25 protein-coding genes and 1 other annotated feature are annotated in these 26,520 nt (G+C 28.3%); all 25 genes read right to left on the bottom strand.

The window, feature by feature from the left end:
- Window positions 1–153: 153 nt before the first annotated feature.
- The 25 genes from pnpS to alaS all read right to left on the bottom strand — a co-directional run bounded on the left by pnpS (window position 154) and on the right by alaS (window position 26,258).
- A complete protein-coding gene (gene pnpS / locus CKV72_RS04315) occupies window positions 154–1,857 on the bottom strand; it encodes a two-component system histidine kinase PnpS (RefSeq protein ID WP_089862890.1) in 1,704 nt (567 codons plus the stop codon).
- Between the two features lie 10 nt (window positions 1,858–1,867).
- Window positions 1,868–2,566: a response regulator gene (locus CKV72_RS04310; RefSeq protein ID WP_089862891.1), complete on the bottom strand. Its 699-nt coding sequence runs from the start codon at window positions 2,564–2,566 to the stop codon at window positions 1,868–1,870.
- A 182-nt stretch (window positions 2,567–2,748) separates the two neighbouring features.
- The gene (gene nrdR / locus CKV72_RS04305) at window positions 2,749–3,201 is read right to left on the bottom strand and encodes a transcriptional regulator NrdR (protein ID WP_089862892.1); all 453 of its coding nucleotides are present in this window, start codon (window positions 3,199–3,201) and stop codon (window positions 2,749–2,751) included.
- 66 nt (window positions 3,202–3,267) lie between these two features.
- Window positions 3,268–3,492, bottom strand: coding sequence for a YlmC/YmxH family sporulation protein (locus CKV72_RS04300; protein ID WP_202192279.1), 225 nt, complete (start codon window positions 3,490–3,492; stop codon window positions 3,268–3,270).
- Between the two features lie 204 nt (window positions 3,493–3,696).
- Window positions 3,697–4,470, bottom strand: a complete 774-nt coding sequence (gene sigG / locus CKV72_RS04295; protein WP_095177575.1) for an RNA polymerase sporulation sigma factor SigG — start codon at window positions 4,468–4,470, stop codon at window positions 3,697–3,699.
- Between the two features lie 74 nt (window positions 4,471–4,544).
- A complete protein-coding gene (gene sigE, locus CKV72_RS04290) occupies window positions 4,545–5,252 on the bottom strand; it encodes an RNA polymerase sporulation sigma factor SigE (protein WP_089862895.1) in 708 nt (235 codons plus the stop codon).
- A 63-nt stretch (window positions 5,253–5,315) separates the two neighbouring features.
- Window positions 5,316–6,119 carry a sigma-E processing peptidase SpoIIGA gene (gene spoIIGA / locus CKV72_RS04285; RefSeq protein WP_089862896.1) on the bottom strand — a complete coding sequence of 268 codons (804 nt, stop codon included), beginning with the start codon at window positions 6,117–6,119 and terminating at the stop codon, window positions 5,316–5,318.
- 150 nt (window positions 6,120–6,269) lie between these two features.
- The gene (ftsZ, locus tag CKV72_RS04280) at window positions 6,270–7,379 is read right to left on the bottom strand and encodes a cell division protein FtsZ (RefSeq protein WP_089862897.1); all 1,110 of its coding nucleotides are present in this window, start codon (window positions 7,377–7,379) and stop codon (window positions 6,270–6,272) included.
- Window positions 7,380–7,394: 15 nt separating this feature from the next.
- Complete coding sequence (gene ftsA / locus CKV72_RS04275; RefSeq protein ID WP_095177574.1) at window positions 7,395–8,657, bottom strand: cell division protein FtsA; 1,263 nt, start codon at window positions 8,655–8,657, stop codon at window positions 7,395–7,397.
- Between the two features lie 119 nt (window positions 8,658–8,776).
- Complete coding sequence (locus CKV72_RS04270) at window positions 8,777–10,057, bottom strand: glycosyltransferase family 2 protein (protein ID WP_095177573.1); 1,281 nt, start codon at window positions 10,055–10,057, stop codon at window positions 8,777–8,779.
- 221 nt (window positions 10,058–10,278) lie between these two features.
- Window positions 10,279–11,334, bottom strand: a complete 1,056-nt coding sequence (locus CKV72_RS04265; protein WP_089862900.1) for a type IV pilus twitching motility protein PilT — start codon at window positions 11,332–11,334, stop codon at window positions 10,279–10,281.
- On the bottom strand, window positions 11,318–12,121 hold the full coding sequence (gene aroE / locus CKV72_RS04260) for a shikimate dehydrogenase (RefSeq protein WP_089862901.1): 804 nt from the start codon (window positions 12,119–12,121) through the stop codon (window positions 11,318–11,320). Before aroE ends, CKV72_RS04265 begins: the two co-directional genes overlap by 17 nt.
- A gap of 73 nt (window positions 12,122–12,194) precedes the next feature.
- The gene (gene sigK / locus CKV72_RS04255) at window positions 12,195–12,884 is read right to left on the bottom strand and encodes an RNA polymerase sporulation sigma factor SigK (protein ID WP_171303677.1); all 690 of its coding nucleotides are present in this window, start codon (window positions 12,882–12,884) and stop codon (window positions 12,195–12,197) included.
- Between the two features lie 101 nt (window positions 12,885–12,985).
- Window positions 12,986–14,518, bottom strand: a complete 1,533-nt coding sequence (locus tag CKV72_RS04250) for a penicillin-binding transpeptidase domain-containing protein (protein ID WP_143012616.1) — start codon at window positions 14,516–14,518, stop codon at window positions 12,986–12,988.
- Between the two features lie 165 nt (window positions 14,519–14,683).
- Complete coding sequence (udk, locus tag CKV72_RS04245; RefSeq protein WP_089862904.1) at window positions 14,684–15,316, bottom strand: uridine kinase; 633 nt, start codon at window positions 15,314–15,316, stop codon at window positions 14,684–14,686.
- Between the two features lie 27 nt (window positions 15,317–15,343).
- Complete coding sequence (locus CKV72_RS04240; protein ID WP_089862905.1) at window positions 15,344–16,561, bottom strand: peptidase U32 family protein; 1,218 nt, start codon at window positions 16,559–16,561, stop codon at window positions 15,344–15,346.
- Window positions 16,562–16,563: 2 nt separating this feature from the next.
- The gene (locus CKV72_RS04235) at window positions 16,564–17,211 is read right to left on the bottom strand and encodes an O-methyltransferase (RefSeq protein WP_089862906.1); all 648 of its coding nucleotides are present in this window, start codon (window positions 17,209–17,211) and stop codon (window positions 16,564–16,566) included.
- 17 nt (window positions 17,212–17,228) lie between these two features.
- Entirely contained in the window at window positions 17,229–18,248 is a 1,020-nt protein-coding gene (gene mltG / locus CKV72_RS04230) for an endolytic transglycosylase MltG (RefSeq protein WP_089862907.1), read from the bottom strand.
- Window positions 18,249–18,259: 11 nt separating this feature from the next.
- Window positions 18,260–20,092, bottom strand: a complete 1,833-nt coding sequence (gene typA / locus CKV72_RS04225) for a translational GTPase TypA (protein ID WP_095177572.1) — start codon at window positions 20,090–20,092, stop codon at window positions 18,260–18,262.
- A 163-nt stretch (window positions 20,093–20,255) separates the two neighbouring features.
- Window positions 20,256–21,923: a ribonuclease J gene (locus CKV72_RS04220; RefSeq protein ID WP_089862909.1), complete on the bottom strand. Its 1,668-nt coding sequence runs from the start codon at window positions 21,921–21,923 to the stop codon at window positions 20,256–20,258.
- A 45-nt stretch (window positions 21,924–21,968) separates the two neighbouring features.
- A complete protein-coding gene (locus tag CKV72_RS04215; RefSeq protein ID WP_089862910.1) occupies window positions 21,969–22,433 on the bottom strand; it encodes a Fur family transcriptional regulator in 465 nt (154 codons plus the stop codon).
- Between the two features lie 86 nt (window positions 22,434–22,519).
- The gene (locus CKV72_RS04210; protein ID WP_089862911.1) at window positions 22,520–22,789 is read right to left on the bottom strand and encodes a DUF1292 domain-containing protein; all 270 of its coding nucleotides are present in this window, start codon (window positions 22,787–22,789) and stop codon (window positions 22,520–22,522) included.
- 19 nt (window positions 22,790–22,808) lie between these two features.
- Complete coding sequence (gene ruvX / locus CKV72_RS04205; protein ID WP_095177571.1) at window positions 22,809–23,225, bottom strand: Holliday junction resolvase RuvX; 417 nt, start codon at window positions 23,223–23,225, stop codon at window positions 22,809–22,811.
- A 56-nt stretch (window positions 23,226–23,281) separates the two neighbouring features.
- Entirely contained in the window at window positions 23,282–23,533 is a 252-nt protein-coding gene (locus CKV72_RS04200) for an IreB family regulatory phosphoprotein (protein WP_089862913.1), read from the bottom strand.
- An 85-nt stretch (window positions 23,534–23,618) separates the two neighbouring features.
- Window positions 23,619–26,258, bottom strand: coding sequence for an alanine--tRNA ligase (alaS, locus tag CKV72_RS04195; RefSeq protein WP_095178358.1), 2,640 nt, complete (start codon window positions 26,256–26,258; stop codon window positions 23,619–23,621).
- A gap of 73 nt (window positions 26,259–26,331) precedes the next feature.
- Window positions 26,332–26,508, bottom strand: a binding site (T-box leader).
- Window positions 26,509–26,520: the final 12 nt, after the last annotated feature.

Raw genomic sequence — 26,520 nt, 5'->3', positions numbered from 1 at the left:
TCTTTATAAAAAACCAGTCACTTCAAGCATTCATGCCTGATTGTGACTGGTCTCTTTTTGCTCCGCTTGAAGCTGTTCATTTAAGTTTTTCTTCAATCCCTAAGTGAACGCTTCTTTTGGCAACCTCTTTTAGTAATTAATAAATATATTTCTTTATGAAATAGGTATTTTTATAATAAATTTACTTCCTTTTCCTTCCTCACTTTCTATATTGATAGTTCCATTAAAACCTAAAACTATATGTTTAACGATAGCTAACCCTAGTCCTGTACCACCTTGTCTCCTACTTCTAGCCTTATCTACTCTATAAAATCTTTCAAATAGTCTTTCTATATGTTCTTTAGATATGCCTACCCCTGTATCCTCTACCCATAGTACACAATTATTTTCTTCTTCTTTAGCTCCTATATAAACCTTGCCACCTTCTTCAGTATATTTAATGCCATTATCTACTAGATTTATCATCATTTGCTTAAATTTGTCTTTATCTCCTTTTATATTTGATACCTTATCTCCTACAATAAATAATTCTATATTCTTTTCTTCTGAAGAATTTTCCATCAAATATACTATATCCTCTAGTATTTCATTTACATGTATGCTTTCTTGCTTCATATCTTTATTATTTTCTATATCTGAAAGCGCTAGTATATCATTTATAAGTCTTGTAAGCCTGTCTGCTTCATCATTTATTATATTTAAAAATTTATCTTTAGTTTCTTTATCCTCTACATATTTTAAAGTTTCCGCAAACCCTCTTATAGATGTTAATGGTGTTTTTAACTCGTGAGTAACATTTGCTACAAACTGTGATCTCATATTTTCTAATTTTTTTATTTCTGTAACATCTTGTACTACTGCTACCGTACCTATTAATTGTTTTCCTATCTTTATGTCCGTAGTTTTTATTCTTAAGTCTTTTTCTTTAGGATAAAATATTTTCACTTCTCTATATTCTTCTATATTATCTTGTTTAAATATATCCTTTAATTCATAACTTTTTATTCTATCAAGTAGGTTTTCACCAATAATATCTTCTTCTATATCAAAAATTTCTTTAGCATAGGGATTTATCATTATAATTCTAAAATCTTTATCTACTGCAATTACTCCATTATCCATACTTTTTAATATAGCTTCTAGCTTATTTTGTTTTTCTATACTATCATTTATTGTATATTGAAGTTTATCTGCCATATTGTTAAAAGTATTACTTAACTGACCTATCTCATCCTTAGATTTTATATTTACTCTTCTGTCTAATTCTCCTGCTGCTATCCTAGAAGTTATAAATTCTAATTTTTTTATAGGTTTAACAATACTTGAAGATAGTTTAGATGCAAAGATAAAAGCCCCCATACTAGAAAGTATGATTATAATTAAATAATATATAGAGTATTTTCCCTGTACAATGCTAATATCATTGAGGTTTGTAGAAGTTCTAAGAATAATTCCACTTTTTAAAACTTTAGCAAAATATATAGTATTCTTGTTTTTACTTTCGCTATATCTAATTTTAAGTGCTTCTCCATTTTTTCTGGCTTCTATTATTTCATCTCGTTTCCCATAAAACTCTCCCTGCTGTTTTTCTAGTTGCGAATCAAATATTAATTTATCATTTTGGTCTAGACAAGTTATTCTTATATCACTATTACCAAATATATAGGGTATAATGTCATTTTTATTTTTTATGTCATTGGACTCTAACATTTTTGATACAATTTCATTATTTACCTTTAAATTAGCCTTACTATTTTCCATATATCTATAATTTGTTATAACAGCAAAAAAAGTAATAACAAAAATCATGCTGAAAGTTAGCGTAACTAGCATATGTCTCATTAATCTTTTTTTCATTTAATCACCTTTAATTTATGTTTAAATTAAACCTATATCCAACTCCTCTAATAGTTTCTATATACTTAGGGTTTTTATCATCTTTCTCTATTTTTTGCCTTAGATGTCTTATATGTACATCTACTGTCCTAGTTTCTCCTATGTATTCATATCCCCATATCTTATCTAATAAGTATTCTCTAGTTAGTACCCGTCCCTTATTTTTAATAAGTATCTCTAACAGTTGAAATTCTTTAAGAGTTAAATCAACCTTTTCTCCATCTTTTACTACTTCATGTTTTTCAAAATCCATTTTCAAATCCTCAAATTTAAAGGGTTCCTCGGTATTTTGTAATACGGTTCTTCTCAGCACAGCTTTTATTCTAGCAATTAGTTCCCTAATAGAAAAAGGTTTTGTTATATAATCATCTGCACCAAGTTCTAATCCCAGTACTTTGTCCAATTCTTCACCTTTAGCAGTTATCATTATAATTGGTGTAGTAGATATAGAAGTATCTCTCCTTATTTCTTTGCATACATCATATCCATCCATTTTAGGTAACATAACATCTAATAAAATTAATGTAGGCTTTTTGTCTTTAGCTGTTTCTAAAGCTTCTTTTCCATTTTCAGCACAAAAAATTTTATAACCTTGTTTTTCTAAATTATATCTAATAAGCTCTCTAATATGCTCTTCATCATCCACTATTAAAATACTATCTTCTAACATATTATACCCTCCATGGTTATTTATTTTAATTATTTACTATTAATCTAGCGACTGTGTCGCAAGCCAATGGGCCGTTGATTAATGAATAATTATTAAGGATTTTCTGACGCAATGAAGAAAATCCTCCTAAATTGTTCATTATTCATTGTTAGTTGTTCATTAAAAATTGTCCTCTATAAAAATTACTGGTTTCTAAGTTTTTTTATCTCTTCCATAAAGGTATCTATGTCTTTGAACTGCCTATATACAGAAGCAAATCTTACATAGGATACTTCATCTACTTCCTTTAATTTTTCCATAATGAGTTCTCCTATATATTTTGAGTTTACTTCAGTTATCATAGAATTATTAATTTTTTTCTCTACTTCATCTACTATTTCTTCAATTTGATGCCTTGATACTGGTCTTTTTTGACAAGCCTTTATTATTCCATTAACTATTTTATCTCTATCAAAATATTCTCTATTTAAATTTTTCTTAATAACCAATATAGGAACACTTTCTATTTTCTCATAGGTGGTATATCTCTTACCACATTCCAAACATTCTCTTCTTCTTCTTATGGACATATTATCTTCTGTTGATCGAGAATCTACTACTTTACTTTCGTTGTATGAACAATATGGACATTTCATACTATACTATCCCACCTTTACATGTGTATTTGTCTAATTATATTATACACATTTTTCCCCTTAATTCTACTGAATTTGCCCTTCAAATATATCTTCTGCATCTACTAGTATTACATCTACCCCTATTTTTTTTATTCTATACCAGGGTATTTCTATATCATTATTCTTTCCAAAAATAGATATCTTTTCATTAGGCATTAATATTGATGTTATTTTATAGTTTTCAGTATCAACTTTAAAATCTTTTATAAATCCAAGTCTAGTTCCTGAATTTATTTCCACAACCTCCATAGTTTTTATACTATTTAAAGAATAAAAAGTATATTCCACATAATCACCTCTAGTATTTTAAATTCATTATTATATTTATATAGATTTTATAAAAATTTATACTCAAAACTATAAAAATAAGCACTCCTTTAATAAAATTAAAGCTCTTCTACAAAAGTAAAGAAGAGCCTTTCTAATCATTTATTAATTAAAAAAATATACTTTTCAAACAAATTTTCTCATATTTTTAAGAGCAGTTTTTTCTAATCTAGAAACCTGCGCTTGAGATATACCTATTTCATCTGCAACTTCCATTTGAGTTCTTCCATTAAAAAACCTTAAATTTAATATTAGTTTTTCTCTTTTATTTAAATTTTTCATAGCTTCTTTTATAGCTATATTTTCTATCCAACTATCATCTAAATTTTTGGTATCACTTATTTGATCCATAACATATATAGAATCCCCTCCATCTTGATATACTGGTTCAAATAAAGATAGTGGATCTTGGATAGCATCTAAAGCAAAAACTACCTCCTCTCTAGGTATATCTAATTCTTTTGATATTTCACTTATAGTAGGTTCCTTATTGTTTTTAGCTATTAATTTATCTCGAACTTGCAAAGCTTTATATGCTATATCCCTCAAGGATCTACTAACTCTTATGGAATTATTATCTCTTAAATATCTCCTTATTTCTCCTATTATCATAGGTACTGCATATGTTGAAAATCTAACATTGTGACTTAAATCAAAGTTATCTATAGCTTTAATAAGACCTATACATCCTACTTGAAAAAGATCATCTGGATTTTCTCCTCTATTATTAAATCTTTGTATAACACTTAAAACAAGTCGTAAATTACATTTTATAAATCTCTCTCTTGCCTTTAAATCTCCTTGTTGAGTTTTTATTAGTAACTCTTTCATTTCTTTTCCTTTTAATACTGGCAATTTTGACGTATTTACTCCGCATATTTCTACCTTATTTATTATCATAAGTAAAATCAGCCCCTTTAATATAATTGCATTATAATTATTTCCTTAGGAGCTAACTTTTATACATAATAAAATTATATCATTTTATTTATTTCCTTTTTAAGTCTTTTAATTATTCGCTTTTCTAGCCTAGATATATAGGATTGAGATATTCCTAACATATCCGCAACTTCCTTTTGAGTTTTTTCAGTTTTTCCACCCAAACCAAATCTTAAATTAACTATCTGTTTTTCTCTGTTATTTAGTTTATCCATGGCTATTAAAAGTAATTCCTTGTCTACTTCTTCTTCTATATAATCATAAACAATATCATTATCCGTTCCTAATATATCTGAAAGCAATAATTCGTTGCCATCCCAATCTACATTTAATGGTTCATAAAAAGATATTTCAGATTTTATCTTATTATTTCTTCTAAGATACATAAGTATTTCATTTTCAATACACCTTGAAGCATAAGTAGCTAACTTTATTTTTTTACTAGGGTCAAATGTATTCACAGCTTTAATTAAACCTATAGTTCCTACTGATACCAAATCTTCAATACCTATACCAGTATTTTCAAACTTTCTTGCAATATAAACTACAAGTCTTAAATTTCTTTCTATTAATATTGATCTTATACTTTCATCACCATAGTTAAGTTTTTCTACTAAGTTTTTTTCTTCCTCTCTTGTCAAAGGTGGAGGTAATACGTCACTGCCACCTATATAGTATATATTTCTTGCAAATATTTTTAACTTAGATAATATTTTATTTAGAAATACTTTTAATTTAAACATAACATCATCCTCCAATATTTTGTAGTGAATAACTAATAGTAAACAGTGAATAGTTGCTGTTCATTAAAAAAAGCTTTTTCTTGATAGCAATGCATTATAGTCTCCACAATCACTTAATTTTTTCTCTGAAAAGGCTATTAATACTTCCTTTTTTTCTATTTCTTTTTCTTTATATATTGATACCATTTCAGGCTTTATTGCCTGAAGCATTCCCCCTTCCCCATTTACTACAGAAAAAGGAATGTACATAATGTCATAATCTTCTATTTCCTTTTCTTCGAATATGTCTTTTTCTACAACGATAACTGGCAAATTTGTTGCAGGCTCAATTAACTCATTTCCTGTATCCAAAAACGCATTTATACTTTTTCTAGAATCCTTTAAAACTATATCCATTTTATAGATAAGCTTGTCTACAACAACTCTATTTCTTATAAAGCTAACTACTCTTTCTAATACAAAATAAAGTAGCATTATTCCCATTAAAAGTTTTTTATATGGAAAATTTACAATTACCATATTGCTTTTAAATCCATTGCCATTAGCGATTTGCATAAAAATACATATTCCTGCCAATAATATTGAGTATAAAATAAAAATAAAAGTAGTTTTTATTTTAAAAACTATATTTTTTTTTCTAAAAATTATAAAAACCATACAAAAAGCAATTAGAGTTTTAATAAAAATATTATTTGCATAAGTTTTTTTACCTATTAATATAAATAAAAGATATAAACTCCCCATTACTGAAGATAAACTTAAAAAAATAGAATTTACTTTTTCTCTAACGGTCCGCGCTGTTAAAGAAAGAAGAAATCTATTTACAATAAAGTTTTCAAGAAATAAAATATCAAGGTATATATGCATTTAAATCCCCCCTGTTTACTATTATATATCTTAATATTTTAAAATTTTGTTATTTTTTGGTATAGATTTCTTCTTTTTATTCTTCTTATTTTGATAATAAACATAAAAAAATCTGATCTTTTTCTAATTAGATCAGATTTTTTATGTTTATTATCTTCTTTGTCTCCTTAAAAAAGTAGGTATTTCCAAATCATTTTCACTATAAGTGTCATATTCCTCTTTAGATGCCGCTACTTCTGAAGACATTCCTTCTTTATTTTTAGTATTTCCTGTTTCTAAAAAATTTTCTTTTGATTCTTTTGTATAATCCTTTTCAAAACCTGTGGCTATTACTGTAATTCTTATTTCATCTTTTAAATTTTCATCTATAACAGCTCCAAATATAATATTTGCATCTGGATCAGCAGCTTGCTGAACTACTTCTGCAGCCTCATTTATTTCAAGCAAACCAAGATCTGATCCACCTGTTATATTAAGCAATACTCCAGTTGCTCCTACAATGGAAGTTTCTAAAAGAGGACTAGATATAGCTTGTTTAGCAGCTTCTTGTGCCCTATTGTCTCCGCTACCTCTTCCTACACCCATATGAGCTAGACCCCTATCTGTCATAATAGTCTTTACATCTGCAAAGTCTAAGTTTACAAGACCAGGGATTGTTATTAAGTCGGATATACCTTGTACACCTTGTCTTAAAACATCATCTGCCAATTTAAAGGATTCCATTAAAGTGGTCTTTTTATCTACTATACTAAGTAATCTTTCATTTGGTATTGTTACAAGTGTGTCCACACTATCTTTTAAATTTTGTACTCCCATTTCAGCATGAAGCATTCTTTTTCTTCCTTCAAAAGGGAATGGTTTAGTTACTACTCCTACAGTTAATATTTCCATGGATTTTGCTATTTCTGCAATAACAGGGGCAGCTCCTGTACCAGTTCCTCCTCCCATACCAGCAGTTATAAATACCATATCTGCACCTTTTATAGCTTGAGCTATTTCTTCACTGCTTTCTTCAGCAGCTTTTTGTCCAATTTCAGGGTTTGCACCAGCCCCCAATCCTTTAGTTAGCTTGTCTCCTATTTGTATCTTTTGAGATGCTTGCGAGAGCATCAAAGCTTGCTTATCTGTATTTACTGCAATAAATTCAACATTTTTTAATCCTTCTTCAATCATTCTATTTACGGCATTGTTTCCGCCGCCACCACATCCTATAACCTTTATCTGAGCAAATTGCTTTTCATCTACATCAAAATCTAGCACTATAATACCTCCTTATTAGAAAAAGTCTATAAAAAACTCTTTTATCTTTGACATAAATCCATGTTTTTCTTCTTCATAGAAAACTTCTTCTTCTTCTCTTTGATATTTTTCTCTTTTCCTATTTATTTCTATATCTTTTTCGTCTATTGGATTAAATTCTAAGGTGTTTAAAACATCTTCTACTACTCCAACAGCTGAAGAATATAATGGACTAACCGTCCCTATATATTCTGGTGTTCCTATTCTAGTAGGTTTTCCTATTATTCTTTTACCAAGTTCATTAACTCCTTTTAGTAATGCTATACCTCCTCCTACAATAACTACATTTGATATACTTTCCATTTGTCTATTCTTTATTAGCTTATTTTTTACTAAATAAAGTAATTCTTCTACTCTGGAACTTATTATTTCATTTAATATATTATAACTAATTTCTATAGCGTTGTCATAACTTGCATTAATTTTTATTTTAAAATCTTCTTCTTTTTGAAGATTAATTTTTCCATATTTTAATTTAACCTTTTCAGCTTCTGATACTGGTAACTTTAAACACAATGAAATATCATTAGTTATTATATTTCCACCTATTGATATTTTATCTAAATAGGTTATTTTTCCTTCTTTAAAAACTGTTATATTAGTTGTTTCTGCTCCTACATCTAATAAAAGAACTCCTGTTTCTGTTTCTTCTTCTTTTAAAGTAGATAGTGCATTAGCCATAGGTTGAAAAACCATACCTTTAACATTTAATTCTGCTTTTTTTATACATTTTAATAAATTACTTATAATTGTGGATTCGCTTAATATTATTTGAGCATCCACTTCTAGTCTTACACCACTCATACCTATGGGATCCTTTATTTTATTGTATCCATCTACTATATATTCTTCTGGAATTACCCCAATAATTTCTTTATTTGATGGTATTGTTATAATTCTCGAAGCACTTAACACTCTGTTAACATCATTTTTCTTTATCTCTCTATCATCAGAAGATACTGCCACTACACCTTTATTTAAAATTATTTCACATATTTCCGCTGGAATTGACAAATATATTTCTGCAACTTTTGAGTCGATCATTGTCTGCAACTGATAAATTGAATTTTTTATACTCTCAGAAGTTTCATCTATATCTATTACAACTCCCTTTTTTATACCTGTACAGGGAACGTAATTAATGCCTACTATTTGAACTTTTCCATACTTATCAAGTTTTCCTGCAGCAGTACAAACTGATGAAGACCCTATATCCAATCCTACTATGTATTCATCCATAAATTTCCCCTCCTATAAAGGAATCACTAATTTATATATTCAACATAAATGTTTTTTTTCCTCTATGCTACATAATATTTTTACGCTACATAAAAAAAGAAAGATATTTATCTTTCTTTTTAATTAACTTTTTTAAGATCATTTATTTTAACATTTCTTGTATGAGTTGTATGACTCCATTCTTTATCATTTTTTCTTAAAATTCCTTGAATAGATATAGGTATCCAAGTTACAGCATATATAGGATATATTATGTAATAAAAAAATATTTTTAGATCTAATTTATTTTCTAATATCAATATAAATGGAGTATATATAAACTGAAATACAGAAATGATTATTGCTGCAAAAGTTACCATATTAAAATTCATAATATACATTGATAATACTTCATTTATATTTAAAATCATATCCAATGCTCTATTTACATAGTTTATTGTACTCATAGCCATAGAAAATCCAAACAACAATATTATTATAGGTTGAATACTATAAAGTGCACAATCTAATGCCTTAAAATCTAAATCCTTTACAGCTTTTTTTATTAACTTAAAAAAATATCTATGAGATACATCTGCAAATCCTTGCATCCATCTTCTTCTCTGTGCCCAAGACTGCTTTAGTGTCAAAGGTTTTTCATCATATATTACAGCTTCATGTGCCCATGATACTTTATATCCATTTAAAACTAACTTACAGGAGAATTCTAAATCCTCAGTAAGGCAAGTAGCTCCCCATCCTATTTCTTTTAGTACATTTATATCTATACAAAATCCAGTACCACCTAATTGATTAGATAATCCTAAATTGCTTCTAGATAATTGAAACATCCTATTTGAAGTCCAAAAAGATATGGAATAACTTCCTGTAATCCAAGTATCCTCAGGATTTTTACTATCTAAATATCCTTGTATAACTTTATCCCCTTTAATCATCCTTTTATTCATTTCATTAAGAAAGTTCTTATGAACTAAATTATCTGCATCAAATACAACTACAGCATTATATCCATTTGTCATTTTAAATATTTTATTAAACATCCACTCTAAGGCATAACCTTTGCCCCTTTTTTCTTTATTAAATCTTTCATATACAATTGCCCCTTCTTTTCTTGCTCTTTCTGCAGTTTTGTCGGTGCAATTATCTGCAATAACAAATATATCATAAAGTTCTTTTGGATAGTCTAATTCTTTTAAACTATGAACTATATTTCTAATGACAATTTCCTCATTATGAGCTGCAACTACTAATGCAAATTTATTTTTAGGTTCATATTTTTTTTCGTCTTTTTTAATCCATATTCCAAAGAAAGATATAATTAAATAATACATGGATATGGCAAAAACAGTCCATGTTATAATTTTAGTAATTTCATGTATAACATCACTAAGGATTGCCAAAACTCTCCCCCCTAATTCATGGTTATTTTATCATAATTAAAATATAATTACTATATTATTTAAAATTATTTGCATTATAATGATTTTTTATGAATTTACTCTCTATATTATTATACACTATTTTAAAAATCAATTTGTAATTTTTTAATAAATAACTACATATCAGGGGTTAGTGTTGTTTTTTAATAAATAGAAAAGAGGAATCCTTAGATGATTCCTCTTCATATATATATCATTTTTTTAATCATTTCTCTATCCATAGAATATGCTATTGCATTGTCATAAGAAATTAATTCTTTTTTATATAATTCTGCTAAAGCCATGTCCATAGTTTTCATACCATATTTAATTCCAGTTTGAATGGAAGATTCTATTTGATGAACTTTACCTTCTCTTATCATATTTTGTATTGCATTATTTGCAATCATGATTTCTAAAGCTGCAATTCTGCCATCTCCGTCTTTTCTAGGAACCAATTGTTGAGATACTATTCCCTTTAAAACAGTAGCTAACTGTATTCTTATTTGCTGTTGTTGTGATGAAGGGAAAACATCTATTATTCTATCTATAGTTTTAGCTGCTCCAATAGTATGTAAACTAGATAATACTAAATGTCCTGTTTCTGCAGCTGTTAAAGCTATTGAAATAGTTTCTAGATCTCTCATCTCCCCAACTAATATAACATCTGGATCTTCTCTTAAAACCGCCCTAAGAGCTTGAGTATAATTTTTTGTATCTTTGCCTATTTCTCTTTGATTCACAATAGAATTATTATGTTTATGAAGATATTCTATTGGATCTTCTAATGTTATTATATGAGCAGACCTCTTTAAATTGATTTCATTTATCATTGCTGCTAAAGTAGTACTCTTACCAGATCCTGCAGGCCCTGTCACTAATATAAGCCCTCTTTTCATAAGAGACAATTCTTTTATAGTCTTAGGAAAATCTAAGGTATTTAAACTTGGCACTCTTACACCTACAATTCTTATGGCAATAGCATGGCTTCCTCTTTGTTTGAATACATTGACTCTAAATCTTCCTAATCCAGGTATGGAAAAAGATGTGTCTGCCTCCCCTATTTCACAATACTCCTGAAAATCTTCCTTGAGAATTTCTTGTGCATATTTTTCCAATTCTTTAGGTTTCAATTTTTCATCAGATATTTGAGTTAATTCTCCATTTACCCTAATTGTTGGAGCTACCCCTACTGTAAGGTGTAAATCTGAACCCTTTTTTTGCAATGTTTTATCTAATAAATCACTTAAACTTTCCAACTTTTTTATCCTCCCCGTTTAGCATATATATTTTCCATATATCTATAGACTTATAAGCTTGAAATTTTAACATATCTTCTCCATTGATACACGTTATCCCCATCTTCTTCCCTTGACTTATAAAAAGAGTTTCTTGCGGCTTATAATTTAAATCATAGATTAGTACATCTTTTTTTAGTTTAACTTTTTCTAAATCTATTGGGATACTTTTTATATAATTAACTCCCCCTAAAGGTGTACAATTTATTATTATATCATATTGTTCGTATTCTATGTCATTATGAAAATTATGAAAATATCTTATTTTTCTAAATTTTTCTTTATTTTTATACTTATTTCTACACAAAACATCTATATTCTTACATCCTATATCCATTAATGCATAATAAATACAAAGAGCTGAACCACCATTTCCTATAATTAAGCTATTCTTTTCTTTTAATTCAATATTTCTTATTTTTAAGCTTTCAATAAAGCCATAATAATCAGTATTAAATCCAATTAATTTATTCTTTAACGCTACCACCGTATTAACTGCTCCTATTTTATCAGCTGGATGTTCAAGCTTTTCTATATATTCTAAAATCTTAGTCTTATAAGGTATAGTTACATTAAATCCTACTATATTTTTTTTATATAAATTCTTTATAAAATAAGGTAGTTCCTCTTCTTTTATATCAAATATTTTATATCTTAAAGGAATATTATTTTCATAATAATATTTGTTATGAATATCAGGTGATTTAGAATATGATATATTATTTCCTAATAATCCTGTGTACTTCATGTACTTTCCTCACTTTATACTGTTTTACAATTTATTTATATTTTATACCATATTTAATTTTAATTCAAAGTATTTATGGTTTTTGCATTTCTTTGCACAGTTTTTTTAAAGACCTTTTCTCTATTCTAGATACATACGACCTAGATATGCCTAATATCTCTGCAATTTCTCTTTGAGTTTTTATTCCTCCATCTACTAAACCATATCTCATTTCTATAACAGCTTTTTCTCTTTTTGTAAGACAGATATCTATTTTTTCATAGAGTTTTTTTAGCTTTATTCTGTATTCTACAATATCTACTACAGAATCTTCATCTGTACCTAGCACGTCCATTAATGAAATTTCATTTCCTTCTTTGTCTATACCTATTGGATCTTGAAGATATACTTCTCCTTTTGTTTTCTTATTATTTCTAATTAACATCAATATTTCATTTTCAATGCACTTTGCTGCATAAGTAGCAAGTTTTGTGCCTCTATCTAATTTAAATGAATCTATAGCTTTTATAAGGCCTATAGTACCTATGGATATTAAATCATCCATATCTTTTCCAGGAAATGAATATTTTTTTACTATATGTGCTACAAGCCTTAGATTTCTCTCTATAAGTACTCCTTTTGCTGATATATCTCCTTTTTCTAATTGTTTTAAATAATACTTTTCTTCTTCTGGCTTTAATGGTTGTGGAAAAGAATTATTACCTGTAACATAGGCTGTTAATAGTATATTGCTACCTAATATGTTTATTATAGAATCAAACATATTCAATTTTAGTCCCTCCAAATAGTGCTTATTATTATAATATTCAGAGAGACTAATTTTAGTTCTTATTTTATTATAAAATTTGTTTTAAATACTTTCCTCTAACTTTCTTCATTTACAAATATATTAACAATATCCTTAAATATAGGTGCTGCAGTATTCCCTCCGCTTTGAGAATCTTTATTTATATTTTTTACAAATACAACCATAGAATAATATTTATCTTCTTTATTAAAAAATCCAATAAACCATCCATCAGAATATTTAATTCTTTCCTCTTCACCTTTTTTATTTTTAATTATTTCTAGTCTTTCCGTAGAACCAGTTTTGCCGCCTATGTCTATATTTTCTAAATAAGCTTCTCTACCAGTTCCCCTCTTAACTACTTCATTCATAGCCTTTTTTACATTTAAAGCTGTTTCTTCAGATATACATCTTTCATTTTCGTATTTTATTTTCTCTACTGCCTTATTATCATTGTCTACATATGCACTTACTATATTCGGTTTTATATATATTCCTTCATTTATCACTGTGTTTACAATGGATATTGCCTCTACAGGAGTAATTCTTATATTTTGCCCTATAGCAGTAAGTCCTAAACTTCCATCCTCCATTTTAGGATCTTCTATTTCAAACCTACCAATCTGTTCTCTATCTAAGTTTAAAACCTTATCTAAAAGCCCCTGAGATTTAGATAAAGTATATATCCTTTTAAAACCTGACTCTATGCCTAATTGTGAAAATATATGGTTACAAGATACCACAAAAGCATCTTTTATACTTAAAGAACCATGTGTTATACCTTTATTTTTATCTTCATATAATCCTCTACAAGAAAATTTTTTATTTATATTATTATTATCTTTTTCTAGCATAGTTTCCATAATTAAAGTTTTATAAATAGAGCCTGGGAAAAAACCATTTAATGTTTCTGCTCCTATATTTACATTGGGTAAAGTGTCATCCTTTTGTACCATAGCCTTTATATTTCCACTATTGCTTTCCATTAAAATGACTCCTATTTGTTCATAGTCCCCATATTTATTGTTTAATAATTCTTTTATATGTTCTTGTAGATTTCCGTCCAAAGTTAATTTTACATTTAAATTATTTTTAGGTATATTTTCTTTCACATTTAATATATTATTATCTACATCTTTTTTAAATTCTATAGTATAATTTTTATTATTTTTAAGTTTATCTTTTATAATCATTTCTAATGAATCTAATGATTTTTCTTTTCCACTATTAATATTTCTTGTAGTAGTTATCATATTTTCTATGCTCCAAGCTTCGCTTCTATCTACCTTTAACCTTTTAAATGTATAAAACCCCTTAATATTTTTTATTTCATTTAAGCGTCTATATGTATTAAAATCTATATCAAAATAATGCTTAGCATTAGAAGTTATATCTAAATTATCATAGTTTTTGTTATAAACTCCTAATTCCTCTATTATATTTAAGTATTCTTTATAATTTTCTTCCCCATTTTCCCTTATAAATACTTTAGGTATTATAACAGCTTTATACTCTTCTTTATATTTTAATAAATTATTTTCATTACAATCTAATAGTTTATAATTCAAGTCCCTTGTAGACTCTATATAAGAATGCTGCATATCTGCCATAACACTATATTTTTCCCTATCTTTGTATTGTATGTTATATATTCTAAAATTTAAAAGTCCTAATAATATTAAAAAAAATAATAAAATTACGTAACATCTTCTTTTATATATAAAAAACACCTCACTTTAACTTTATTATTGTCAAAATGAGGTATTTTTATCCTTTTATTCTGATTTTTGAAGCATTTGTTTTATGTTACCTACAATTATATCTATAGCTACTTTATTATGTCCCCCTTCAGGGATTATTATGTCTGCATATCTTTTACTAGGTTCTATAAATTGCATATGCATAGGTCTTACAACATTTAAATACTGATTTATTACAGAATCTAAAGTTCTTCCTCTTTCTTTTATATCTCTAACAAGCCTTCTTATTATTCTTACATCTGCATCAGTATCCACATAAATTTTTATATCCAATAAATCTCTTATTTCTTTTTCTTCTAATACAAGTATTCCTTCTACTATTATAATTTCGGTAGGTTCTACAATTTCTGTTTCTTTTTTTCTGTTATGTAATTCAAAATCATATATAGGTTTTTCTATTTTATTCCAATTGGAAAGTTCCCTTAAATGCTCCACTAAAAGTTCCGTATCAAAGGCATTAGGATGGTCATAATTTGTTTTAACTCTTTCCTCAATGGATAAATGACTTTGATCCCTGTAATATGAATCTTGTTCTATCATAACTATGAGGTCTTTATCAAATTTTCTACATATTTCTTTACTTACAGTACTTTTTCCTGAACCTGTTCCACCAGTTATACCTATTAACATTGGTCTTCTTTTACTCATGACAATCTTCTCCCCCTCAAATAAGGATTATTTAGCTTTAATAAGCATATCATCTTTCTTTAATTCTGTATTAACTTTAGCTTTATATATCATTTGAGCTACAGGAGTTGATTCTATTTTTTCTCCCTCTTCATTATGTAAATCTTCAAGCTTTACTTCAAAACTGTTTCCAACAGGTCTTAATATTTCAACTAAATCTCCATCAAATAATTTATTTCTTTGTTCTATAGTTGCTTCCTTTGTTTCTTTATTATAATCTTTAACTATTCCAACTATATCATAATTTCTTATATAAGATGAAGTTTCATATATTTGACTATCTTTGTCACCGAAATAAAAACCAGTATAATAGTCTCTATGACTAGTTTTTAATAGATTATTCATCCAATCCTCATTGAATTTATAGTTTTCACTGTTTTCTAAATAAGCATCTAATGCCTGTCTATACGACTTTACTACTGATGCTACATAATAAGAGCTTTTCATTCTTCCTTCAATTTTAAAAGAGTTTATTCCACTTTCAACTAATTCCGGTATATGCTTTATCATACATAAGTCTTTAGAATTTAATATGTAAGTTCCCCTTTCATCCTGGAAAACTGGAAAATATTGTCCTTCTCTCTTTTCTTCCATTAAATAATATTTGTATCTGCAAGGCTGAGCACATTCTCCTCTATTGGCATCTCTTCCAGTCATATAATTAGAAAGAAGACATCTTCCTGAATAAGACATGCACATAGATCCATGCACAAAAGCTTCTAATTCACAATCTTGTGGTAATTTTTCTCTCATTTCTTTTATTTCTTCAAAGGATAATTCTCTTGCTAAAACAATTCTTTTAACTCCTTGTTTATACCAAAACAAAGCAGATTTCCAATTAACATTATTAGCTTGAGTACTTAAATGTATTTCCAATTTAGGTGCTACTTCTTTCGCTGTCATTATTATTCCAGGGTCAGATACTATAATAGCATCTACTTTCATATTTTCTAAATCCTTTAAATAAGGTTCTAACTCTTCTAAATCCTCATTATGAGGAAAAACATTAACTGTTACATATACTCTTTTTCCTCTACTATGAGCAAATTCTATTCCTTCAATTAGCTCTTTATCACTAAAATTGTCTGCAAAAGCTCTTAGGTTTAATTTACTTCCACCTAAATAAACTGCATCTGCACCAAATAATATAGCTGTTTTTAGCTTTTCTAGATTCCCTGCTGGTGCTAATATTTCAGGTTTATTCATGGCTATTTATTCCTCCTTGTAATCAATGCTAATCCATCTCCCATAGGTATAATTGATGTTAAAAACTCGTCTTGAGATACCATATTTAAAAATTCTCTCATTCTTTTTACTATAGTTATTTTCCTTCTTTTTACCAAATGGTCACTAGCTACCATTCCTCTAAATAATACATTGTCTCCAATTATTATTCCATCATCTTCTAGTAGTCTTAAACATTCAGGAAAAAAGTGATTGTAATGTCCCTTTCCTGCATCCATAAATATAAGATCAAATTTTTCATCAATTTCTGAAAGAACTTCTAAACAATCTCCTTCTACTATCTTTATTTTTTCTTTATATCCAGATTTTTCAATATTTTTAGTTGCTAAATCTACCATAGCTTTATCTCTTTCTATAGTTGTTATGCTACTTTCCCCTTGGGAGGCTTTTTCCATTAATATAGCAGAATATCCAATAGCAGTACCAAGTTCTAATATTTTTTTAGGTTTTTTTATATTTATTAAAACTTCTAAAAATCTTCCCACTTCTTTATGAATAATTGGTACAGAATTTTCTTTTGCAAATTCTTCTAATTCTATTAACAGGTCATCTTCATCTTTAATTAATCCTCTGATGTATTCTTCCATGTAGTCATAGGTAATATTACTCATTAAATATCCTCCTAAGTCTAATCTCCTTGGGTAATTTTCTTAACTTTTAAAAACTCAGCATAGTTATCTGTAAAGAAATGAGTGCCATCATTATTAGAAACAAAATACAAATAATTTGTTTTCTCTGGATTTATTGTGGCCTTAATGGATTCTATTCCCGGACTACATATAGGTCCTGGAGGTAATCCCATGTTCTTATATGTATTGTAAGGAGATTTTATTTCTAAATCTTTATAATATAATTTATCTTTATGTTTTCCCATAGCATACAATACTGTAGCACAAGATTCCATTTTTATACCTTTTTTTATTCTATTATGAAATACAGAAGCAACTTTTCCTCTTTCTTCATTAACTTCTGCTTCTTTTTCCACAATAGATGCTAGTGTAATTATTTTATCTAATTCTTCATCTTGTATTTCATACTGATCCTTTAAATCTTTTACAACTTCTTCAAATCTATTATACATTATAGAGATTATTTTTTCTCCGTCCATATCTTTTTTTAAATTATATGTATCTGGAAATAAATAGCCCTCTAATACATATTTTCTATTATTTATATCTTTTATGTATTTAGGTTTTTCATATTCTCTACATTTTTTGATAAAATCTTCTTTTTTTATTATTCCTTTTTCTTCTAATAATGATGCTATTTTATTTATGTCATATCCTTCAGGAATAGTTATTTTAACAGTATTTTCATCTATGCCTTTATTTAGCTGCTCAATAAACTCATCTACAGTTGCATCTGACTTAATTGTATAAGTTCCTGGATTTATACTTAAAAGCATATTATTATACTTTAAATACTTTTTTATTAAGGTTGCATTTTTTATTTTTCCATCATTTTTCATGGTATTGAGAACAGTGTATATACCACTGCCCTCTTCTACCATAATTTTAAAACTTTCATCCTTAACTTTAAAAGGATGTTTTATAACATTTTTATAGTAAGTAATTGCTCCTATAATAGATAAAGTAACTATACAAAAAATCAAAAATATTCTTTTCCCCGTTTTCTTTCTTTTCCCCATAACTTATCCTCTTAACTTTGTTTTTTTCTAATTTGTGCTCTTTTTCTTTTATCAGGATCTAATATTTTCTTTCTCATTCTGATACTAACAGGTGTAACTTCAACTAATTCATCCTCTGCTATAAATTCTAAACATCCTTCTAAAGACATAGGAGTTATTGGAGTTAATTTTAATGCATCATCTGCACCTGATGATCTTGTATTAGTTAAATGCTTCTTCTTACAAACATTTACTTCTATATCTCCAGCTCTTGAATATTCTCCTGCTATCATTCCTTGGTAAACTTCAGTTCCTGGTTCTATGAACAATTCTCCTCTTTCTTGAGCATTATAAAGTCCATAAGTTACTGCTGTACCTGTTTCAAATACTACTAGAGATCCTCTTGGTTTGCTTGGCATTTCTCCTTTAAATGGTTCATAGCCATCAAAAATATGATTCATTATACCATTTCCTCTAGTGTCTGTCATAAACTCACTTCTAAAACCTATTAATCCTCTTGCTGGTATTCTAAATTCTAATCTTGAATATCCATTTTGAGCAGAAGTCATGTTCACCATTTCTCCTTTTCTAGGCCCTAGTTTTTCCATTACTGTTCCCATATATTCTTCTGGTACATCTATAGTTAGATATTCTATCGGCTCTAATTTTTTACCATTTTCTTCTTTAAATATTACATTTGGTTTTGAAACTTGAAATTCATATCCTTCTCTTCTCATAGTTTCAATAAGTACTGAAAGATGTAATTCTCCTCTACCACTAACTTTAAAACAATCTGGTGAGTCAGTTTCTTCAACTCTTAAACTTACATTGGTTTCTAGTTCTCTTAAAAGTCTGTCCCTTATATGTCTTGAAGTTAAATATTCTCCCTCTTTTCCTGCAAAAGGTGAATCATTTACCATAAAATTCATTGTAAGAGTTGGCTCATCTATTTCTACAAAAGGAAGTGCTTCAGGATTTTGTGCATCTGCTAAAGTTTCTCCTATATTTATATCATCTATTCCTGCAACTGCAACAATATCTCCAATTTTAGCTTCCTCTGTTTCTTCTCTATTTAATCCATTGTAAGTATATAGCTTACTTATTTTAACATTATCTATACTACCATCTTTTCTCATAAGTGCTGCCTGTTGATTACGTCTAACAACACCTCTTTCAACTTTACCTATTCCGATTCTACCCACATATTCATTAGAATCTATTGTGGTTATAAGCATTTGGAAAGGCTTATCTATATATCCTTCTGGTGATTTTACATTTTTTATTATAGTGTCAAATAATGGTATCATATTTTCTGATTCATCTTCTATTTGTTTTTTTGCTATACCACTTCTAGCAGAACAATACACTACTGGGAAATCTAATTGTTCATCAGAAGCTCCTAATTCTACAAATAAATCAAAAACTTCATCTAAGACTTCTTCAGCTCTTTCATCTGGTCTATCTATTTTATTTATTACAACTATTGGCTTTAAATCAAGTTCTAGAGCTTTTTTTAGAACAAACTTTGTTTGTGGCATAGGTCCTTCATAAGAATCCACAACTAAAAGTACACTGTCCACCATCTTAAGAACACGTTCAACTTCTCCTCCAAAGTCAGCATGACCTGGAGTATCTATTATATTTATTTTAACTCCATCATACATTACAGATGTATTTTTTGAAAGTATTGTTATTCCTCTTTCTCTTTCTAAATCATTAGAATCCATTACTCTTTCTTCAACTTTTTCATTTTCCCTAAAAACATGACTTTCTTTAAGCATTGCATCAACTAAAGTAGTTTTTCCATGATCTACGTGAGCAATAATTGCTATATTCCTAATGTCATTTCTTGTAAATAATTCCATATATGTTCCTCCAATTTTAAATTTGTCTCAAAAAAATTGGATACTTCGTAGTATCCAACATATATTTCTACCATACTAATTCTAATATTCTACTATTAAAAAGTCAACTTTTCAATAGTATTATTTTTTAGCACTGAGTAAAATTTTACTCAATGCTAAAAATTTAAATCTCCATTATAATAGGAAGTATCATTGGTCTTCTCTTAGTTTTTTCATATAAGAATGATCTAAGAGCATCCTTTATATTTGACTTTATAGTGGACCACTCTACTATGTGGTTTTCTTCACATTTCTTTAGCACTTCTCTTACAACTTCTCTAGCTTCATTCATTAAATATTCAGATTCTCTTACATATACAAAACCTCTAGAAATTATATCTGGACCTGCTATAACCATTCCAGTTCCTCTTTCGATAGTTACTACTACCGTTAAAATACCATCCTGTGAAAGATGTCTTCTATCTCTTAATACTATATTTCCAACGTCTCCCACTCCTAGTCCATCTACAAAAACTTGCCCTGACATTACTGTTCCATTTTTCTTAATACAATCTCTGGATACCTCTATAACCTCTCCATTTTCTGCTATTATAATATTTTCATGAGGCATACCTAATTTTTCTGCTAATTCTCTATGTTGTTTTAAATGCCTATACTCTCCATGTACTGGAATAAAATATTTAGGTTTCACTAAAGTATGCATAAGCTTTAGCTCTTCTTGGCAAGCGTGTCCTGAAACGTGAATATCTGCTAAAGCTTCGTATATAACATCTGCGCCCTTTTGAAATAATTGATTTATAACTCTTGAAACTAATTTTTCATTACCTGGTATAGGTGTTGCTGATATAACTACAGTATCTCCAGGTACTATATTTACCTTTCTATGTTCTGAAGCTGCCATTCTTGAAAGAGCTGACATTGGTTCTCCTTGGCTACCTGTAGTTATTATCACTACTTTATTGTCTGGATATTTATTTATGGAATCAATATCAATAAAGGTTTCTAAAGGTGCTTTTATATATCCTAATTCCTTTGCTACCTCTACTATATTTTCCATACTTCTTCCAGAAAATGCAACCTTTCTATCAAATTTCACTGCAGTACTTATTATTTGTTGTACTCTGTGTATATTTGATGCAAAAGTAGCTACTATAATTCTACCTTTTCCATTTGTAAATATATTATCAAAAGTTTTACCTACAGTACTTTCTGACATGGTATATCCAGGTCTTTCCACATTAGTACTGTCTGCTAACATTAAGACAACTCCTTTTCTGCCTAATTCTGCAAATCTAGATAAATCTGCTACATGCCCATCTATAGGAGTATAGTCTATTTTAAAATCTCCTGTATGAAGTATTGCTCCAACTGGAGTATGTATTGCTATAGCTACTGAATCAGCAATACTGTGACTTGTTCTTATAAACTCCACCGTGCAATTTTCTAATTTTATCATATCCCTAGGTTTAATACAATTTAGTTTCACTGAGTTTAATAAATTATGCTCTTTTAATTTTGTTTCAACAATTCCAAGAGTCAATTTAGTTCCATATACGGGAACATTTAACTCTTTTAGAACATATGGAAGAGCTCCTATATGATCTTCATGTCCATGAGTTAAAAATATTCCCTTTACCCTATCTTTGTTTTTTAATAAATAGCTTATATCCGGTATTACTATATCTATACCTAGCATTTCTTCATCAGGAAATTTTAAACCGCAGTCTATTACAACTATGTCATTTTTATATTCAAAAGCTGTAATATTTTTCCCAATTTCATTTAAGCCACCTAAGGGTATGACTTTTACTTTGTCTTTTTCTTTCTTCATTTTTTCCCTCCTTTTTCAAATTTAGATTATATATTTATAAATCTATTACTTTGACTTTTTTAAACAATCTTTGCATATTCCATAAAACTTAACACTATGGTCTTCTATTTTAAATTCATATTTTTTTTCTATTTTTTCTTCTAAAGCTTCTAATAAATCTCCCTCTACTTCGAGAACTTTATTGCAATTAGTACATATTAAATGATGATGCTGATGATGCTCATCTTCACTAACTAATTCATATCTACTGCATCCATCATTTAAATCTAACTTTGTTACTATTCCCATCTCTTCTAAAAGAAGTACAGTTCTATAAGCAGTTGCTAAACCTATTTCCGGACAATTCACCTTTACTAAATTATATATTTCTTCCGTAGTTAAGTGATTTCCCTTATTATTGATTATTATTTCAGCAATAGCTCTTCTTTGGGGAGTTAATTTATATCCATTTTCTTTTAGTGTATCTTTGATTCTTTCCATTTTATCTTTATCATAAGAAACTTCTCCCATGGAAATACCTCTCTTTATAGAATTTTTTTAAATATTAAAAACATTATAATTCTAACTAAAAAGCTATGCCACGGCATAGCTTTTGTTTAATTTAATTCATATCCTTCTTCATTAAATAAAGTCTCATATGCCTCTAGTACAAGTGCGAATTCCTCGTCGTCATCTATTGTAGATAATACATCATTTCCTTCATCATCTATATCAATTTTTAAAGCCATAGCCTCATCTGTATCTTCATTTTCTGGAACTACAATTACATATTCGTTCTCTTCAATATCTAGTTTTGTTATAACTTCAAAATCTATTTCTTTTCCATCTTCATCAATTAAAGTCATATGTGTTACATCATTTTCCATAATAGTATTCACCTCTTATTTACTTATTATACACGCTATCAAGGTAGCCTTGTAATATGTATATAGCAGCTATTTTGTCTACAATTTTCTTTCTTTTTGCTCTAGACAAATCTCCTTCTATCATAGCCTTATGTGCTGCCACTGTAGTCAATCTTTCATCCCACATAATTATTTCTTTTCCCAATTCTTTTTTTAGTATATCACAAAACTCCATAACTTTTTCACTTTGTGGTCCTAGAGTACCATTCATATTTTTAGGAAGACCTGATACTATTTTCTCCACTTTATATTCATTGCATATATTTCCTATTTCTTTTATGTCATTTTTTAAATTACTTCTCTTTATAGTTTTTATTCCTTGTGCCGTCCAACCTAAAGGATCACTTACAGCAACTCCTATAGTTCTATCTCCCACATCCAATCCTAGTATTCTCATGACATACTCCTTTATTTTCACTTATTAAAAATAAAAGATGCCCTTAAGGGCATCTTTTATTTAATCCTTAAGTAGTTTTTTATTACTTCTTCTAATATCTCATCTCTTTCTAATTTTCTAACTAATGCTCTTGCGCCATTATAATTTGTTATATAAGTAGGATCCCCTGATATTAAATATCCCACCATTTGATTCACTGGATTATATCCTTTTTCTTTTAATGCGTCATACACTTGAGTGAGTATTTCTCTTGTTAGTTCACTTTTACTCTTTCCTAAATCAAATTGTATAGTATTTTCATTCCTCACCCTATTCACCTCATTTAAATTGTTCCATATATTTTCTCTTTTATATTCATATATATATTATAAATCATATTTCCTAAAATGTACACTATTTTACTAAACTACTCAATATATCCTCCACTTTAGCTATAGCGTCTTCTGCTTTTTCTGGCTTCTTTCCACCAGCTTGAGCCATATCAGGTCTTCCACCTCCGCCTCCACCAGCGATAGATGCCACTTCTTTTATTATTTTTCCACAATGTGCACCTTTTGATACAGCATCTTTAGTTGCCATAGCTACAAATTGTACTTTTCCCTCTGTAACACTAGCTAATACTACTAATCCTTCTTGTATTTTGTCACGAAGTTTATCTGCTAGGTCTCTTAGTGCTCCTCCATCTATATCTTTTAATACTCCTGATACAAGTTTTATTCCTTTGACTTCTTTTATATTTTTTAATATATCATCTTGAGAACTACTTGCTAATTCAGACTTTAATTTATTTATTTCTTTTTCTTTATTTTTTACATCTTCTATTTGGCTGGTTACTCTATTTATTATATCCTTATTTGAACATTTTAAAACTTCACATACATCATCTAATACATTTTCTTTTTCTTCAATATATTTTAATGCATTAAATCCTGTAACAGCCTCTATTCTTCTAACTCCAGCCGCTACACCTGCTTCGGAAATTATCTTAAATAAACCAATTTCACCAGAATTACTTACATGAGTACCTCCACAAAGTTCTTTACTAAAGTCTCCTAAAGATACTACTCTAACATTTTCATCATATTTTTCATCAAATAATGCTACAGCTCCACTTTCCTTTGCCTGTTCTATATCCATAACTTCTGTATTAACTGGCATTACTTCCATTATTTTTTTATTAACTAATTTTTCTACATGTTTTAATTCTTCTTTTGAAACCGGTGAAAAATGATTAAAGTCAAATCTTAATCTACACTCATCTACATAGGATCCTGCTTGTTCTATGTGTGATCCTACTACTTCTCTTAAAGCTTCATGTAGTAAATGAGTAGCAGAGTGATTTTTCTTAATAGCATCTCTTCTTAAATTATCTACAGTTAAATTAACCTTATCTTGTAGTTTTATATTTCCTTCCATAACTTCTACAAAGTGAAGTATTTTTCCAGATACATTATTTCTACAATCCTGTATTTTTGCTTTTACACCTTCTCCAGATAATGATCCTATATCTCCTATTTGTCCTCCCTTTTCAGCATAAAAAGGAGTTTTATCCACAACTATTATTCCCTTGTCTCCCTTTTCTAGTTTTTCTACTAACTCTTCTCCTTTTATAATAGCAATTACCTTAGCTTCTACAGATAAAGTATCATATCCTAAGAATTCAGTTTCAAGTTCTTTTGGGAGTTTATTTATTATAGTGTCCTCTGTTCCCATATAATTAGTTTCTTCTCTAGCAGCTCTTGCTCTTTGCTTTTGAGCTTCCATTTCTTTTGCAAAACCTTCTTCATCTATCCCTATATTTTTTTCCTCTAAAATTTCTTTTGTCAATTCTATTGGAAATCCATATGTATCATATAATTTAAAGGCCTTATCTCCTGGTAAAACTTTTTCTCCTTTGTTTTTTAGTTCTTCTATATATTCATTTAAAATTTGAATTCCACCATCTATAGTTTCTGCAAATCTCTCTTCTTCTAGTTTTATTATCTTCTTTATATAATCTTCTTTATCTTTTAATTCCCTATAAGCTTTATGAGAGTTTTCTATTACTACATCACAAACTTTATATAGGAAGTTCTCTTTTATACCTAAAAGTTTACCATGTCTTGAAGCTCTTCTTAAAAGTCTTCTTAATACATACCCTCTTCCTTCATTTGAAGGTAATATGCCATCACTTATCATAAAAGTAACACTTCTAACGTGGTCTGTTATTACTCTTAGCGATATATCTTTTTCTTTGTTTTCACCATATTTCACATTAGCTATTTCACTTATTTTATCTAAAACTGCTTTAATAGTATCTACTTCAAAAATACTATTAACATCTTGCATTATGGTAGCCATTCTTTCTAATCCCATACCAGTATCTATATTAGGATGTGAAAGTCTATTATAATTTCCATTTTCATCTTTGTCAAATTGAGTAAATACTAAATTCCAAAATTCTATTACTTCATCATTATCACTTTTTTTGATAAATTCTTCTACTGAATTTATTTTTTCTCCTTGTTTTTGATAATGAATTTCTGAACATGGTCCACAAGGTCCTTGACCTATTTCCCAAAAATTATCTTCTTTTCCTAATCTAAATATTCTTGAAGGATCTATATCTGTAGATTTAGTCCAAATATCATAAGCCTCATCATCATCTAAATATATTGTTACATACAATTTATCCTTTGGTATGTTTAAAACTTTTGTGATAAATTCCCATGCCCATGGAATAACTTCACGTTTGAAATAATCTCCAAAAGAAAAATTACCTAACATTTCAAAAAATGTACCATGTCTAGATGTTTTACCTACATTTTCTACATCACCTGTTCTTATACACTTTTGACATGTGGTTATCCTAGTTTTAGGTGGTGTTTTGATTCCTGTAAAGTATGGTTTTAAAGGTGCCATACCTGCATTTATTAAAAGCAAACTTTTATCATTTTTAGGTACAAGTGAAAAACTTTCCATTCTTAAATGTTCTTTTCCTTCAAAAAAATTTAAATAAGCTTCTCTTATTTCATTTAACCCCATTTTTTCCATATTATCTCCTCCAAACATTTTATTTAGTAAATAATTTTTCATATTTTAACGTCAAAAAAGAAGCTTTTCTTCCTTAAGGGACGAAAGCTTCTCCGCGGTACCACCCTAATTATATAGCAAACTCTGCTATACCTCTTAAAATAACAATAGCTCCAAAACAGCTTCAACAAATTTACCAGGAAGTTTTCACCACCCACTTCCTCTCTATAAATGATAAATAAAGTTTACTCCTTTTTTTCATAGCTAAAATATTTATTTAAAT

The sequence above is a fragment of the Clostridium cochlearium genome (genome assembly GCF_900187165.1).
Taxonomy (GTDB): Bacteria; Bacillota; Clostridia; order Clostridiales; family Clostridiaceae; genus Clostridium_G; species Clostridium_G cochlearium.
This window is presented reverse-complemented; position numbering and strand designations above follow the sequence as displayed.